Annotated in this window: 15 protein-coding genes; 6 read left to right on the top strand and 9 right to left on the bottom strand. The window is 75.0% G+C overall.

What is annotated here, in order from left to right; all coding sequences use genetic code 11:
- Window positions 1-45: 45 nt before the first annotated feature.
- The 3 genes from QDR37_RS15880 to QDR37_RS15870 all read left to right on the top strand — a co-directional run bounded on the left by QDR37_RS15880 (window position 46) and on the right by QDR37_RS15870 (window position 3268).
- Window positions 46-909: a TIGR02569 family protein gene (locus QDR37_RS15880; RefSeq protein WP_279714743.1), complete on the top strand. Its 864-nt coding sequence runs from the start codon at window positions 46-48 to the stop codon at window positions 907-909.
- Window positions 910-1057: 148 nt separating this feature from the next.
- Window positions 1058-2464, top strand: a complete 1407-nt coding sequence (locus QDR37_RS15875; RefSeq protein ID WP_279714742.1) for a PKD domain-containing protein — start codon at window positions 1058-1060, stop codon at window positions 2462-2464.
- Between the two features lie 99 nt (window positions 2465-2563).
- Window positions 2564-3268 (top strand): phosphatase PAP2 family protein, encoded by a 705-nt coding sequence (locus QDR37_RS15870; protein ID WP_279714741.1) that lies wholly within the window; start codon window positions 2564-2566, stop codon window positions 3266-3268.
- Window positions 3269-3278: 10 nt separating this feature from the next.
- On the opposite strand, the gene QDR37_RS15865 is transcribed toward QDR37_RS15870, so the two are convergent.
- From QDR37_RS15865 to QDR37_RS15850, 4 genes are all read right to left on the bottom strand, one after another.
- Window positions 3279-4781: a hypothetical protein gene (locus tag QDR37_RS15865; protein ID WP_279714740.1), complete on the bottom strand. Its 1503-nt coding sequence runs from the start codon at window positions 4779-4781 to the stop codon at window positions 3279-3281.
- A 29-nt stretch (window positions 4782-4810) separates the two neighbouring features.
- Window positions 4811-5035 carry a hypothetical protein gene (locus QDR37_RS15860; protein WP_279714739.1) on the bottom strand — a complete coding sequence of 75 codons (225 nt, stop codon included), beginning with the start codon at window positions 5033-5035 and terminating at the stop codon, window positions 4811-4813.
- Between the two features lie 130 nt (window positions 5036-5165).
- Window positions 5166-5984 (bottom strand): hypothetical protein, encoded by an 819-nt coding sequence (locus QDR37_RS15855; RefSeq protein WP_279714738.1) that lies wholly within the window; start codon window positions 5982-5984, stop codon window positions 5166-5168.
- Between the two features lie 270 nt (window positions 5985-6254).
- The gene (locus QDR37_RS15850) at window positions 6255-6809 is read right to left on the bottom strand and encodes an NYN domain-containing protein (protein WP_279714737.1); all 555 of its coding nucleotides are present in this window, start codon (window positions 6807-6809) and stop codon (window positions 6255-6257) included.
- A gap of 151 nt (window positions 6810-6960) precedes the next feature.
- Between QDR37_RS15850 and QDR37_RS15845 the strand changes: the two genes are divergently transcribed.
- Entirely contained in the window at window positions 6961-7683 is a 723-nt protein-coding gene (locus QDR37_RS15845) for a flagellar M-ring protein FliF C-terminal domain-containing protein (RefSeq protein ID WP_279714736.1), read from the top strand.
- Between the two features lie 151 nt (window positions 7684-7834).
- Window positions 7835-8056, top strand: a complete 222-nt coding sequence (locus QDR37_RS15840) for a hypothetical protein (RefSeq protein WP_279714735.1) — start codon at window positions 7835-7837, stop codon at window positions 8054-8056.
- A 10-nt stretch (window positions 8057-8066) separates the two neighbouring features.
- Here QDR37_RS15840 and QDR37_RS15835 read toward each other — a convergent pair whose 3' ends face one another.
- The 5 genes from QDR37_RS15835 to QDR37_RS15815 all read right to left on the bottom strand — a co-directional run bounded on the left by QDR37_RS15835 (window position 8067) and on the right by QDR37_RS15815 (window position 12384).
- Window positions 8067-8564, bottom strand: a complete 498-nt coding sequence (locus QDR37_RS15835; protein WP_279714734.1) for a GNAT family N-acetyltransferase — start codon at window positions 8562-8564, stop codon at window positions 8067-8069.
- 46 nt (window positions 8565-8610) lie between these two features.
- The gene (locus tag QDR37_RS15830; RefSeq protein WP_279714733.1) at window positions 8611-9231 is read right to left on the bottom strand and encodes a cation transporter; all 621 of its coding nucleotides are present in this window, start codon (window positions 9229-9231) and stop codon (window positions 8611-8613) included.
- Between the two features lie 98 nt (window positions 9232-9329).
- On the bottom strand, window positions 9330-9920 hold the full coding sequence (locus QDR37_RS15825; RefSeq protein WP_279714732.1) for a helix-turn-helix domain-containing protein: 591 nt from the start codon (window positions 9918-9920) through the stop codon (window positions 9330-9332).
- A gap of 31 nt (window positions 9921-9951) precedes the next feature.
- Window positions 9952-11178 carry an MFS transporter gene (locus QDR37_RS15820; protein ID WP_279714731.1) on the bottom strand — a complete coding sequence of 409 codons (1227 nt, stop codon included), beginning with the start codon at window positions 11176-11178 and terminating at the stop codon, window positions 9952-9954.
- Window positions 11179-11262: 84 nt separating this feature from the next.
- Entirely contained in the window at window positions 11263-12384 is a 1122-nt protein-coding gene (locus tag QDR37_RS15815; protein WP_279714730.1) for a 5-methyltetrahydropteroyltriglutamate--homocysteine S-methyltransferase, read from the bottom strand.
- Between the two features lie 65 nt (window positions 12385-12449).
- Here QDR37_RS15815 and QDR37_RS15810 point away from each other — a divergent pair, with 65 nt between their 5' ends.
- The gene (locus tag QDR37_RS15810; protein ID WP_279714729.1) at window positions 12450-13799 is read left to right on the top strand and encodes a serine hydrolase; all 1350 of its coding nucleotides are present in this window, start codon (window positions 12450-12452) and stop codon (window positions 13797-13799) included.
- The last annotated feature ends 1 nt before the right edge of the window (window position 13800 follow it).

The following is a 13800-nucleotide window of genomic DNA, read 5'->3' as shown; positions in this document are numbered from 1 at the left end:
CGCGCAGGACGTCCGGGTGCGCGACGGCTGCGGCAGGCTGAGGCGGTGGATCCGCTGGGCACGCCGTCGCCGACGGCCCTCCGCGCCTTCGGGCTCGGCGGCACGCCGCGCCGCCTGCCCGGCGGGCAGGGCTGCAGCTGGGTGCTCGGCGAGGGGCACGAGCGGGTCGTGCTGAAGCGGGTCGCGCCCGGGCTCGAGGCCGAGGAGGCCGCCTGGTGCGCGGACCTGCTGAGCGCCCTCGCGGGGGAGCGGGGCTTCCGGATCGCCGTGCCCGTGCCGTCGACCACGGGTACCTGGATCGCCGAGGGCTGGACCGTGTCCCGGTGGGTCGAGGGCGAGCCGGGGCCCGAAGGGCGGTGGCCGGCGCTGCTCGCCGCGGCGCGGGCGTTCCACGCCGCGCTCGCAGGGATGCCGCGGCCGGCGTTCCTCGCCCGCCGCACGCACCGGTGGGCGCGCGCCGATCGGGCCGCGTGGGACGAGGAGGCGCGGCCGACGCACCCCGGTGTCGCACCGCTCGCCGCCCGTCTCCGCGCGCTCGTGCGTCCGCCGGCCGAGCCGCCGCAGCTCGTGCACGCCGACCTGAGCGGCAACGTGCTGTTCGCGCCCGGGCTGCCGCCGGCCGTGATCGACCTCTCGCCCTACTGGCGTCCGGCCGTCTACGCCGAGGCGATCGCGGTCGCCGACGGGCTGCTGTGGCACGGCGAGGGCGCCGCGCTGCTCGACGTGGCGGGCCGCGCCGGCGACCTGCCGCTCGTCGCTCGCGGCGCGCTGTTCCGGCTGCTCGACCTCGACGAGCAGCTGCTTCCCGGCGGGATCGACGCACACGCGGCGCTCGCACCGTACGCGCGCGTCGCTGCGCTGCTCGAGGCGCGGGCCGGCGTGCACGCGTCGCGGCGACCATCGCGCTGAGCGGATCGGGCGCACGCCACGCCTGCTCGCCGAGGCTGGTCGAGCCCTTGCGCGTCGCGAGCTGAGGGGAGTACACCAGGGCCTCGGGGCGTGCGTGGGCCGCCACGCGGCCGCTCCTTCCTCCGATCCCCGGCGAGCGGATGCAGCGATGATGCGCTTCCCCCACCCCCTCCACCGATCGACCGGGCGCCGTCCCGTGGCAGCCGCCGTGCTCGTCGGCGCGCTCGCCGCGGGTCTCGGTGCCGGGCTGTCACCCGCTGCCGCACTCCCGGGCGCCGGCGCGCCTGCGACGGACACGACCGGTGGGTCGGCAGCGACGACGACGGCGACGACCGATCCGGCCGCGCAGCACGTCTTCGTCGTGATGATGGAGAACGCCGACTGGAGCTCGGTGAAGGGCGACGCGCGCTTCCCGTACGTGAACGGCACGCTGCTGCCCGAGTTCGCGTCGGCGACGGACTACCGCAGCGGGCTGCATCCGAGCCTGCCGAACTACGTCGAGCTCGAGGCCGGCGCGAGCGAGGGGCTGACGAACGGCAGCTACCTGCCGACCGACCACACGGTGGCCACGAGCGCGCACCTCACCACCCAGCTGCGTGCCGCGAACCTCGGCTGGAAGTACTACGCCGAGAACCTCCCCGGGAACGGCACGACCTGCAACCTCACCGACCCCGGCACCCCGTACTCCGAGGACCACAACCCCTTCGTCTACTTCACAGACGTCCAGTCGGACCCGGCGTACTGCATCCAGCACGAGCGTCCGTACAGCGAGCTGGCGAGCGACCTGAGCGCGGGCACGGTGCCGCAGTACAGCTTCATCGTGCCGAACGACTGGGACCAGGGCGAGAAGCCCGCACCCGGCTCGAGCTGCACGCGGTGCCAGGCGGACGCCTTCCTCTCGACCGAGATCCCGAGGATCCAGGCTTCCAGCGCCTATCAGCACAACGGCGTGATCCTCGTGCTCTGGGACGAGAGCGCGGGTACCGACACGAACCCGAGCGGGCTCATCGTCGTCTCGAAGCTCGCGAAGCGGGGCTACCAGGGCGCGGTGCCCTACAGCCACGGCTCCACCCTGCGGACCGTGCAGGAGATGTTCGGTCTCACCCCGCTGCTCGGCGACGCCGCGACGGCGACCGACCTCGCCGACCTCTTCACCACCCCGCCCTTCGCCTCGACGACGGCGCAGCCGGGCGCGCCGCAGGCCGCCTTCACGGCCGACCCCGTCTCCGGCGCAGCGCCCCTCCCTGTCGCCTTGACGGACACCTCCACCGGCTCGCCGACGTCGTGGTCGTGGGACTTCGGAGACGGCGGCACCTCGACCGTGCAGGACCCGTCGCACACCTACGCCACGGCCGGGACCTATCCGGTCACGCTCACCGCCACGAACGCGACGGGGTCGAGCACCGCCCGGACGACGGTCACAGCCTCGACCGCGCCGCAGCCGATCGCATCTCCCAAGGAGCCCCCGTCGCGGGCCGCGCCGTCGGCGTCGTCCGCCTCCGGCGCGGCGACCACCGACGGCTGGTTCCGGGCGCTCCGGGCGCCGGCGGGCTGACCCCGTACAGCCAAGTCCACGGGAGCGCCGTGGTGCTCACGCGGCACGGCCGGCCGACCCCTCACCGTTCTCTTGGCGGCCGCGGCCCAGACTGTCCCGATGCCCGCCGCCATCGCCCCGGAACCGGCGACGGCCCTCGTGCGGCCGCCGCGGGCCCGGCTCGTGGTGGCGGCCGCCGTCGCGCTCGGCGCGGTCTGGACCGTCGCCGTCGTCTGCGGGATCGTGCACCCGACGCCCCCGCCGCTCGACTCCGCCTGGGACGCGCTCATGACCGGCGCGCGCACGAGGCTCTCGACCCGCGTCGCCCGCCTGTTCGCCGAGTCGGGCAACGGGACGGCCGCCGTCGGCATCGCCATCGTCGCGGCGGCCGTCGTCTGGGCGTTCCGCGGGCCGCTCTGGGCGGCGTTCGTGCTCGTCGCGAGCCTCGCGAGCGGGCTCGACGTGCGGCTGCTCAAGGCGGTCGCGATGCGGCCCCGGCCCGACTCCGTGTTCGGGCTCGGCACGTCGTTCCCCTCCGGCCACACCGCGAACGCCGCGCTGCTCGGCACCGTGCTCCTCCTTGTGCTGCCGACGGTCGCCGGACGCATCGGCGTACCGCTGGTCGTTCTCGGCATGGCCTGGAGCCGCACCGCGCTGCACGCGCACTGGCTCACGGACGTGGTCGCCGGCGCCGCCGTCGGCTGCGCGTCGGGGATCCTGCTCGTCGCGCTGGCCGCCCGCCTCGTGCGCTCGCTGCCCGACGGGTGGTGGCTCCGCCCGGGGCTGCAACCCTCCCGGGAACGTGTGCCGCAGCGCTCGGCCTGACCCCGCGCGGTCACCGGGCGGCGCGGAGCACGAACCGCCCGGAGGCCGCGATCACCCGGCCGCGATGGACCTCGTCGAGCGACTCGCGGCCGAGGCCGGTGTCCGGCCGGACCAGGATCACGGCCTGACCCGCCTCGAGGTAGTGCACGAGGTCGTCCTGCCAGACGTCGTTGCTCCGCCTCGCGAGGAGCCTGCCGCTCACGCGGATGCCGTCGCGGTCGTAGGTCCAGCCGGTGACGTCGGGCCAGACCGTGCAGCGGGGCTGCGCGAGGTCCCGGCTCAGCACGTCCATCGTCGCGAGCGCCGTCGGGTCGTCCGCGAGCACGCATCCCCGCGTGGAGCCGTGCGCCGCGACGATCGCGGCCGGCAGGGCGGTGCCGACCCGGCGGCGGTCCTGCCCCTCGTTCAGCGCGGCGATCCCGAGCACCACCACGGCGACCAGCGCGATGCGCGCCGCCGGCCGCGGCACCGCCCGCAGCAGCCGTGACACGGCGACGCCGAAGCAGAGCGCGAGCGGCGGCGCGGTGAGCGCGGCGTAGTGCGAGAACCACGACGGGGCGACGACGAGCACCAGGCCGTCGGCCGCGAGCAGCACGGCGAACACGCGTGCGCTCCGCTCCAGCGCGGCCACCGCGCCGACGACGAGCGCGACCGCGATGAGCAGCTCCGCGACCGTCCGGGCGGAGACGGGGCCGAACGCGCGGGCCCCGAGCACCTCGCCCGCGCGGAACAGCAGCGACTGCGGCGCGCGGGGGCGCCCGAGCTGGTCGAGCACGATCTCGCGGACGCTCGCCGCGGGTGCCGCCACGACGAACGGCAGGTACCCCGCCGCGACGGCCGCGACGAATCCGGCCACGAACGGGACGCGACGTCCCGCCGCGGATGCCGCGAGCACGGCGGCGGCGACGACGTACCAGATCTTCACGTCGACGGCCGCGCCGGCGGCCACCCCTGCGAGCACCGTCCAGCGGCGGTCTCCGGACGTGCGCTGCAGCAGCCGCAGCGCGAGCAGCACGCCGATCGTGCCGAGCGGCTCGAGCAGCACCGAGCGCTCCGCGTAGACGGCGGGGGAGAACACGGCGTAGAGGAGACCGCCGAGCACCGCCGCGGTCCGTCCGTGCCGCCGCAGCAGGCTCGCGACGAGCACCGCGCTCCCGGCGCCCACGGCCATGAAGGCGACGTGCGCCACCGCGAAGCCGAACGCGTCCGAGGTGAGGACGCCGAGCGCGGCGAACGGCGCCGTCGCGAGCACCACGCCCGGGGGCTGCAGGAACAGGAAGTCGCGGTAGGGGAGGCGGCCGTGCACGAGCGCGTCGGCGGCGGCGTAGTAGACGCCGTCGTCGTAGCCGCCGATGCCGGTGAGCCCGCCCCCGCGGACCATGAGCGCGAGGCGGGCGACGAACGCGAGCGCCCCGATCGCGAGCAGGGCGGCGGGCCAGGCGAGGCCGAGCGGAACGCCCGGGGCGAGCGCCCTCCGGGCCGGCGCGACCGCCGGGCCGATCGGCGCGGCCACGGCGTCAGCGGGCCGCGGACCCGCGACGCTCACAGCCGCGACCGGTTCAGCGCGTCGCATCCGGGGCATCGGAAGATGCGGTTCGACGCGTCGACCACCTGGTGCAGGCCGGCGCAGATCGCGAAGCCGCAGCGCCAGCACTCGAGGTCGACGTCGCCGTTCCCGGTGAGCACCGGCGTCGACGGGGCGCTCGCGACGAGCACCTGCTCATGACGTCGCGGCCGGGTGAGCAGCGGGAGCAGGCGGATTCGCACGGTTCGAGCCTCCAGACGGGGGACGGAGATTCCGCGAAGGAACGGCCTGATGCGGCGCTCGATCCCGGGTTCCGGGGAGTCCGGAGGCGCAGGCTGCGCCCGCCGCTTCGCAGCGGACGCAGCCTCCGATTCAGTCGAGTGCGGGCAGCCCCGCCGAGCGGGCCGCCGAGGGACCCCGCCGCCGCCCCTGCAGCGTCATCGCCGCGACGCCGAGCAGGATGACGACGAGGAAGGCGTCGCTCGTCCAGGTGGTGCCGAAGCCGAGGCCGCCGTCGTGCTTCGTCTGCGAGAGCAGGTCGCCGAGCGATGCGCCGAGCGGCCGGGTGAGCACGTAGGCGATCCAGAAGGTGAGCACCGCGTTCGCCCGGAAGACGAACCGCGCGACGGCGACGACCCCGATCGCGGCGGCGAAGACCGCGGCCGACGGCAGGTAGCCGAGACCCATGCCCTCGGCGAACCAGTCGCCCGCAGAGGTGCCGAGCGCGAAGGCGAAGAGGATCGCGAGCCAGTAGAACGTCTCCCGGCGCCGCGTGACGATCGAGTGGATCGACAGGGTGCGCTCCACCGCGAACCACGTGACGAAGGTGACGGCGAGCGCCGTGCCGAAGATCGTCGTCGAGAGCCACAGCGGCACCCCGAACCCGTCGACGAGGTTGTCGGAGAAGAGGGTGCCGACGACGCTGATCACGACGACGTTCGCCCAGTACAGCGCCGGGATGTAGCGGCGCGCCGTGAACTGCGCGACGAGTCCGACGGCGAGCAGCACGGCGACGACCGCGGTCGTGCCCGTCAGGCCGAATCCGAGGGTGCCGTTCAGGTAGTCGGCGCCGGTCTCACCGACCGTCGTCGAGCAGATCTTCACGATCCAGAACAGGAGCGTGGCCTCGGGGACCTTGTTGAGCAGGGCCGGGACGGGCCGCAGGGGCGCGCCGGGGCGGGGAGCAGTCATGGGGCGAGCGTCGAGGGACGGCACGAAGGCAGCGCTGAGACTCGCCTTGAATCGGCTCCGGACCGGCAGGTGAGCGTTCCCTCAGTGCGCGTGGTGTTGCCTGTGCTGCGCAGTGGATCTCGGGCGGTCGCGGGAGGCGTCCCGCCCCGTGTCCGGCGGATCAGCCGACATGGGGTCGGAACCGCGCCGCCAGGGGAGGGCCGCTGCCGCCGGTCGGGCGCCGGAAGTGCCGGAGGCGCCCGATCGGCCCCGCCCTGCTCTGGCCGGCGGCTAGTGCAGGAAGGCCTCGGGGTCGAACTCGGGCAGCGGGATGATCCGCACGCGGGGGAGCGGCACGTTGAACGCGCGCACCTCCGTCTCGAGATCCACGAGCCGCACGTCGAGACCGGCGTACGCGCCGCTGACGAGCTCGGGGAAGCCGAGGATCGCCACCCGGTGCCCGGTGTCGACGAGCTCCGTGACCTGCTCGAGGTAGTCGCGGTCGTGGCTCCCGAGCAGCACGTCGGCGTCGCGGGCGGCGATGGCCTCGAGCGTGCGCTGGATGCCGATGTCGACGACCTTCTCGGTCGCCTGCCCGGCGAGCGGCACGGGCCGGAACCCGATGGTCTGCAGCGCGCTCACGAAGGGCCCCGGCAGGTAGCCGTTCGAGGCGTTCAGGAAGAACAGCCCGGTCGTCTCCTGGCTGTAGAGCCCGCGCGCGTACTCGAGCACCCGCTCCCAGCGCGGCCGCTCGTTCGGCTCCGGCTTCCGCCCGAGCACCGTGCCCCCGAGCGTGGCGTCGATGTTCTCGCCGTCGATGAGGACGTAGGTGCGTCGTCGTGCCACGGGTGTCCCTCCGGCCTCCGGCTCGTCCCGGCAGCGTACGCCTGTCGCTGCGGGTCGTTCGGCCTCCGAACTGGGGCTGCTCCCGCCGATGCCCGTGCGAATACGGTGCTTCCCGCTGAAGCAGCGAATTCTTCGGGTCGGGGGAGCCGGGATGCAGCATCCACGTGCGCACGTGGCCGTCGTCGGCGGCGTGCTCGCCGCGGCGCTCGCCGCGCTGCCCGCGGCTCCGGCGCTCGCCGCGACGCCCGTGTCCGTGGTGCCCGCGACGCAGTACGACCGGGCCACCGCGGCGGCCGTGCAGCGCATGCTCGACACGGTGCTCGGCCCAGGCGCCGCGCAGGTCACCGTCGCGGCCGAGATGACCTCCGGCACGACGTCCGTCTCGAGCCGCACCTGGTCGGCGACGCCGGGCACGCCCGCCTTCTCGCGGTCGTGGTCGACGAGCCCGGCCGGCACGGCCTCCACCCGGTCGAACGCGGTCGACGGCGCGACCTCGACGACGGTCGTGCCCGCCGGCACGGTCGTGCGGCAGAGCATCGCCGTCGCGGTCGACCGGTCCGCGGCGAAGCGCACGACCGTCGCGGCGCTCCGCCGGCTCGTGGTCGCGGCGGCGGGTGTCGTGCCCGCGCGCGGCGACCGGGTCGTCGTGGCGCTCGCGCGCCTCGCGCCGGCGGCCGTCGCCGCGGCACCTGTCGTGCCGTCGCCGCTCGCCGGAGTCGCGGGCGCCGCAACGGAGGTCGGCGGCGGGATCGCGGCGCTGCTGCTCCTGCTGCTCGCCGTGTCGCTCCGCGGGCGCCGGGGCCGCCGCCGCCCGCAGCCCGCGCAGCTCCCGTCTCGGGCGCTGCCGGCCCTGACCGCCGGGTCGTCGAGGTGACCGCATCCTCGGGCGCGCGGCGATGCTGATGCCGATCGGCGGCCCGGTCCTCGGGGTCCGTGGAGCGGTGCTTCCGGCGATCGCGGGGGCGCTGCCGGCGGCGGGCGGTGCCGCGCCGACGCGACCGTCCTCCCCTCCGAGCCGCCCGATCGTGCAGGGTCCGCTGCCTCCCGCCGCGGAGGGCGACGCCCTGCCGCTGCCCCACGCCGACCTCGTCCCGCAGATGACCGGGCTCCTCGTCGCGAGCGGCGCCGTGGCCCTCGGGGTCGCCGCGCGCCGTCGAGCCCTGAAGGCCTACGAGGCCGCCACCGATCCGGAGGAGGGCCTCCGCCGCGTCGCCGACGCCGACGAGGCCGATCAGGTCGGCGGCTGATCCTCCGCGGTCACGCCTCGGGCAGCGGGAGCTCGCAGTACCGCAGCGTCTCGTCCTCGCTGACGACGCGGAAGCCGGCGTGCCCGAGGGTTCGCTGCGAGGCGAGGTTGTCGAGCTCAGTGTCGGCCCGCACCAGACGGACTCCGAGCCCGGCGGCGAGCGAGCAGACCGCGCGGAGCGCCTCCGCGGCGTAGCCGTGGCCGCGTCCTGACGGGGCGAGCCCGTAGCCGATCTCGACGATCCCGTCGACCGGTGCCCCCTTGAAGCCGATCCCCCCGATCGCGAGCCCGTCCGCGCGGCGGGAGATCCGGTAGTACCCGAACGGCCGCTGCTCCCCGAACCGCTCGCTCGCGTGCAGGAAGGCGCCGAGCCCGGCGACGTCGCCCTCGAAGGGGTAGTCGTGCGCCCATGAGTCGTCCGCCCGAGGCGTGCGCCCGCGGATCCGGCGCGCCTCGTCCACGTCGACGGCGTGCAGCATCAGGTGCTCGGTGAGCAGGTCATCGGTCATCGCCACCTCACGATGCCATCCCGGTGCAGGCAGATCGGCACCCGGATCAGGCGCCGCCCGGCTCCGAGGCACGTGACTCGGCGATCAGGTGCCGCGCCTCCCGCACCGCGTAGCCGACGATCACGAGCGCCGACAGCGGATCGGCCCACCACCAGCCGAGCGCCGCGTCGAGGAGCAGCCCGACGAGCACCGCGACCGCGAGCACGCCGTCGACGACCGTCACGCGCCCCTCCGCGACGAGGACCGGGTTCCCGAGCGCGCGACCGATGCGGGTCTTGCCCGCGGCGAGCGCGAACATCACGACGGCGGTGACCGCGGTCCACACGATGCCGGCCGGGCCGTCCGACGGGTGGTGCTGCGCGATCAGCGCGACCGCGCTCTGCACCAGCAGGTAGGCGGCGAGCGCCACGAACGCGATCGCGATGAGCCGCAGGGCGCGCCGACGGCGTCGCTCACCCGTGCCGGAGAGCTCCCAGATCACGACGAGGCTCGCGCCGATCTCGATCAGGCTGTCGAGCCCGAAGCCCGCGAGCGCCACCGAGCCGGTCCGCAGCGCGACGACGGCGAGCACGGCGACGCCGACGACGTTCCACGCGAGCGTCAGCCCTTCGAGCACGAGGCCGCGGCGCAGCAGGACCGCGGCGCGCTGCGGGGCGAGGGACGTCACGAGAGGGAACGATCCCACGCCGCGAGCCGGACCGCCGACCGCGCCGTCCGGACGCGGCGGCGCGCAACGGGACGGAGGCGAGGTGCCGGTCCCGCTGCTCAGCCGCCCCGCGCGGTGGGATCGATCGGCACGGTGACGAGCGCGTACGAGACCGGCCGTGAGGCCGGGTGCCGCGCGTCGTGGTGGCCGATCGGTGCCTGGTCGACGAGCGGCTGCAGGATGGCCGCCCAGGCCGCCAGCGCCTCCTCGAGCTGGTCGGCGGTGAGGTAGACGAGGCCGGAGCGGACCCCGGCGAGCGCCTGCCACCGGGGATCCTCCTCCGGGCGGCGCCGCTGCCACTCCTCGACGTCGCGGCCGGCCTGGTCGACGGCGAGCCGCTGCAGCGCGTCGGCGGCGTCCCACCCGGACTCCTCGGCGGGATCGAGCTCGAACGAGGTCGTGGTGACGCGCCAGGGCCGCGCCCGCCCGTCGGGGGCGTCCGCCTGCTCGACGTACCCGTACTTCGCGAGCTGTCGCAGGTGATGGCTCGCGAGGGCGTGACTGACCCCCAGCTGCCGGGCGGCGTCGGCGGCCGTCAGCGTGCCCTCGCGGCCGACGAGGCGCAGCAGCCGGATCCGCAGCGGGTGCGCGAGCGCGCGCAGCGCGAGCGGGTCGCTGACCGAGCGGGTCCCGATGTTCGAGTCGGCCATGCCGTCAGTGATGCGGACGCCGTGCCCGATGTCAAGCCCGCGCCGGTCGCAGCAGCACGAGCGCGACGAGCCCGCCGGCCGTGTAGACGACGGCCTGCACGACGACGACCGGCAGGACCCCGAGCGGCAGGGCGAGGATCCCGGCGCCCGCGGTGCCGGCGAGCATCGCGGCGCTCTGCGCGGTGAGCAGCACGCCGAACACCCGGCCGCGGTTCCCGTCGGTGGTGCCGAGCTGGAAGACGGTGAGCACGCCCGCGGACATGGCGGCGCCCGGGAGCCCCACCAGCGCGATGAGCACGATCGCCGGCCACGTCGCGTGCGATGCGAGCGGGGAGAGGAACAGGGCGAGGTCGAGCAGCCCGAAGAGGATCGCGCCCCAGCCGAAGAGCGACCGCGCGGCGAATCGATGGCCGAACGCGCTGACGAGGAGCCCCGCGGCGATCCCGCCGATCGCCTGCGCGGCGAGGATCGCGCCGTAGACGGCGGCGGACCCGCCGAGCACGTCGCGGACGAACGGCGCGAAGAGCGTGCCCATGACGCCCTCGCCGACGCCGCTGAGCAGGAAGAAGGTGAGCACCGCGACGAGCGCCCGGTCGCGGCGGACCGCGGCGAAGCCCTCCAGCGAGAGCCGCGCGCCCGGCGCAGCGGCGGCTGCGGCCGGCGCTGCGCGGTGCCGCAGCACGGCGAGCAGGACGGCGGCGACGGCGAACGTCGCCATGTCGGCGAGGGCGATGAGCACGAATCCGCCCGCGGCGGCGAGCAGGCCGCCGAGCGCGGCGCCGATCAGCCGTGCCACGTCGCGCACCTGCCCGTTCACCGCGTTCGCGGTCACGAGCAGGTCCGGCTCGACCAGCGCCGGCAGCAGCGAGGCCTCGGCGGCGAGGAAGAACGGCTCGAGGCAGCTGCTCGCGGCGACCACGGCGACGACGACCCAGACGTCGTCCGCCCCGCGCACGAGCAGCAGCGGGGTCAGCACCGCGGCGAGCGCGAGGTCGACCGCGATCATCGTGCGGCGGCGGTCGCGCCGGTCGACGAGGACCCCGGCGGGGGAGGCGAGCAGCAGGTTCGGCACCTGGGTCGCGAGCAGCAGCGCGGCCGAGGCGAGCGTGGAGCCGGTGAGCGCGTAGACCTCGTAGGCGACCCCGACGCCGAGGATCCAGTCGCCCGTCTGCGACACGAGGTCGGCGGCGAGGAGCAGCGACAGGTCGCGGGAGCGCAGCACGCGGGCGAGCCGGGACGACGTCGTTGCCAAGCGCATGCTTGGGATGCTCGCGCTACCGGCCCGCGATGTCAAGCAGGTGCTTGGGGTCCGGCTCTCGGTGGGTCCACGTCCGGCGACGGGCTACGACTCGACGTCACCCCAGACCCGCTCGGCGATCTGCACGATCTCGCGCAGCTTCGCCCACTGCTGCTCCTCGGTGAGGATGTTGCCCTCCTCGGTCGAGGCGAAGCCGCACTGGGGGCTGAGCGCCAGCTGCTCGAGCGGGGCGAACGCGGTCGCCTCCTCGATGCGCCGCTCGATGTCCTCGGGCGCCTCGAGCGTGCCGGACTTCGAGGTCACGAGCCCGAGCACGACGCGCTTGTCGCCGCGGGGGAGGAACCGCAGCGGCTCGAAGCCGCCGGCGCGCTCCGTGTCGTACTCGAGGAAGTAGCCGTCGTAGTCGCAGGTCTCGAGCAGCTGCTGCGCGACCGGCTCGTAGCCACCCGAGGCGATCCAGGTCGACCGGAAGTTGCCGCGGCACACGTGCGTGGTGATCGTCATGTCCGCGGGCTTGTCGCGGAGCACGTCGTTCAGCAGGGCGGCGTACGCGTCCGCGAGCCCGTCCGTGTCGATGCCGCGTTCCTTCGCCCGCTCCCGCTCGGTCTCGGAGCAGAGGTAGGCCCACGCGGTGTCGTCGAGCTGGAGGTAGCGGCAGCCCTCGTCGTAGAACGCGCGGACGGCGGCGCGCCAGGTCGCGGCGAGGTCGGCGAAGAGCGCGTCGCGGTCGCGGTACGGGGAGTGCTGCACCGCGTCGGGCGCGAGGCGGAAGTGCAGCACCGTCGGCGACGGGATGCACTGCTTCGGCAGCACGCTCGCGGCATCGCGGAGGAACCGGAAGTGCTGCAGCATCGGGTGGTCGTCCGGGAAGCCGATGCGGTCCAGCACCTGCACGCCGCGCGGCGCCGGCGCGGTGCCCTGGAAGGCCATGCCGCTCTCCGCCTCGACCACGTCGACGCCGCTGAGGCCCTCGAAGAAGTCGAAGTGCCACCATGCGCGCCGGAGCTCGCCGTCGGTGACCGCACGCAGCCCGGCCCGCTGCTGCCGATCGATCACGTCGAGGATCGCCGCGTCCTCGACCTGCCGGAGTCCCTCGCGGTCGAGCGCACCCGATGCGACGCGCTCCCGCGCCTCGTGCACGGCATCGGGGCGCAGCAGGCTGCCGACCTCGTCGGCGCGGAACGGGGGACGAGCGGTGCCGGTCATGCGTCGTTTCTAGCGCTGCCGCCTCGTCAGGAGGGGGGCGGATGGCTCCTCCTAGCATCGGGCTCATGCGCTACGAGCTGATGGACGCCACCCGACGAGCACTCGACCGGCGGGCGGTGCAGGCGCAGCGCGACAGCCGGACCCCCGCGCTCGCCGCCGGCGTCGCGCACCGCGGCGACCTGCTGTGGTCCGCCGGCGTCGGCACCGCCGACCTCGGCGACCCGTCCGTGCCGCTCGGCGTCGACACGCAGTTCATGATCGCGAGCAACACGAAGACCTTCACCGCGGTGATGGTGCTGCAGCTGCGCGACGAGGGCCGGCTCCGCCTCGACGACCAGGTGGACGACCTGCTGCCGGGCAGCGCGCACCCGGGCGTCACCGTGCGGCAGCTGCTGTCGCACTCGAGCGGGATGCAGCGCGAACCCGTCGACGCGGAGTTCTGGGACTCGCTCGAGGTGCCCGCGACCGAGCGGTTCCTCGACGACTGGAACCGGCGCGAGCGCATCCTCGAGCCGCACACCGCCTGGCACTACAGCAACCTCGGCTACGTCGTGCTCGGGCAGATCGTCGCCCACCTCGACGGGCGCCCGTGGGCGGAGAGCCTCCAGGCGCGGCTGCTCGATCCGGTCGGCCTCCGCGACACGACGCTCGAGCCCCGCGATCCTCAGGCCGGCCGCTACTACATCCCGCCGTTCACCGACGTGCCGGTCGACGAGCCGATCCTCTTCACGGGCGTCATCGCCCCCGCGGGCGGCCTCGCGAGCACCGTCGCCGACCTCGTCAGGTGGCACGCGTTCCTGATCGACCCGGACGAGTCGGTGCTGAGGAAGGACACCGTCACCGAGATGCTCGAGCCCCACGCGGTGCGGAACGCGCGCTTCGAGGGAGCGCAGGGGCTCGGCTTCGCGATCGTGCGGAAGGGCGACCGCACCTGGTTCGGCCACACCGGCGGCGCGCCCGGCGGCATCACCGGCGCCTACTCGGACCGGGAGTCCGGCCTCACGGCCGTCGTGCTCATGAACAACAGCGTCGCCAAGGACCCCGAGGGCGTGAGCATCGGCCTCGGCGAGCACGTGGCCGAGCACGACGCCCCGCCGCTCGATCCGTGGACGCCGGGCACGACCGTGCCGCCGGAGCTCGTGCCGCTGCTCGGCGTGTGGTTCTCGGAAGGGTCCGCGTTCGAGTTCCGGGTGCGCGCGGGGAGGCTCGAGGCCGTCGTGAGCGGCGACGGGGCGGAGGTCCCGCCGTCGGTGTTCGCCCCGGACGGCCGGGACGCGTTCCGCACCGTCTCGGGCCGCGAGCGGGGCGAGCGGCTGACCGTGCAGCGCCGCGACGACGGCTCGATCCGCCTGCTGAGCTGGGCGACCTACCGCTTCACCCGCGAGCCGCTCGGGTTCGGGGAACGGGCGGTCTGAT

Origin of the sequence: Amnibacterium sp. CER49, from assembly GCF_029846255.1 — a bacterium.
Taxonomy (GTDB): domain Bacteria; phylum Actinomycetota; class Actinomycetes; order Actinomycetales; family Microbacteriaceae; genus Amnibacterium.
Note: the sequence above shows the minus strand (reverse complement) of the source record. Positions and strands in the feature narration are given on the sequence as shown.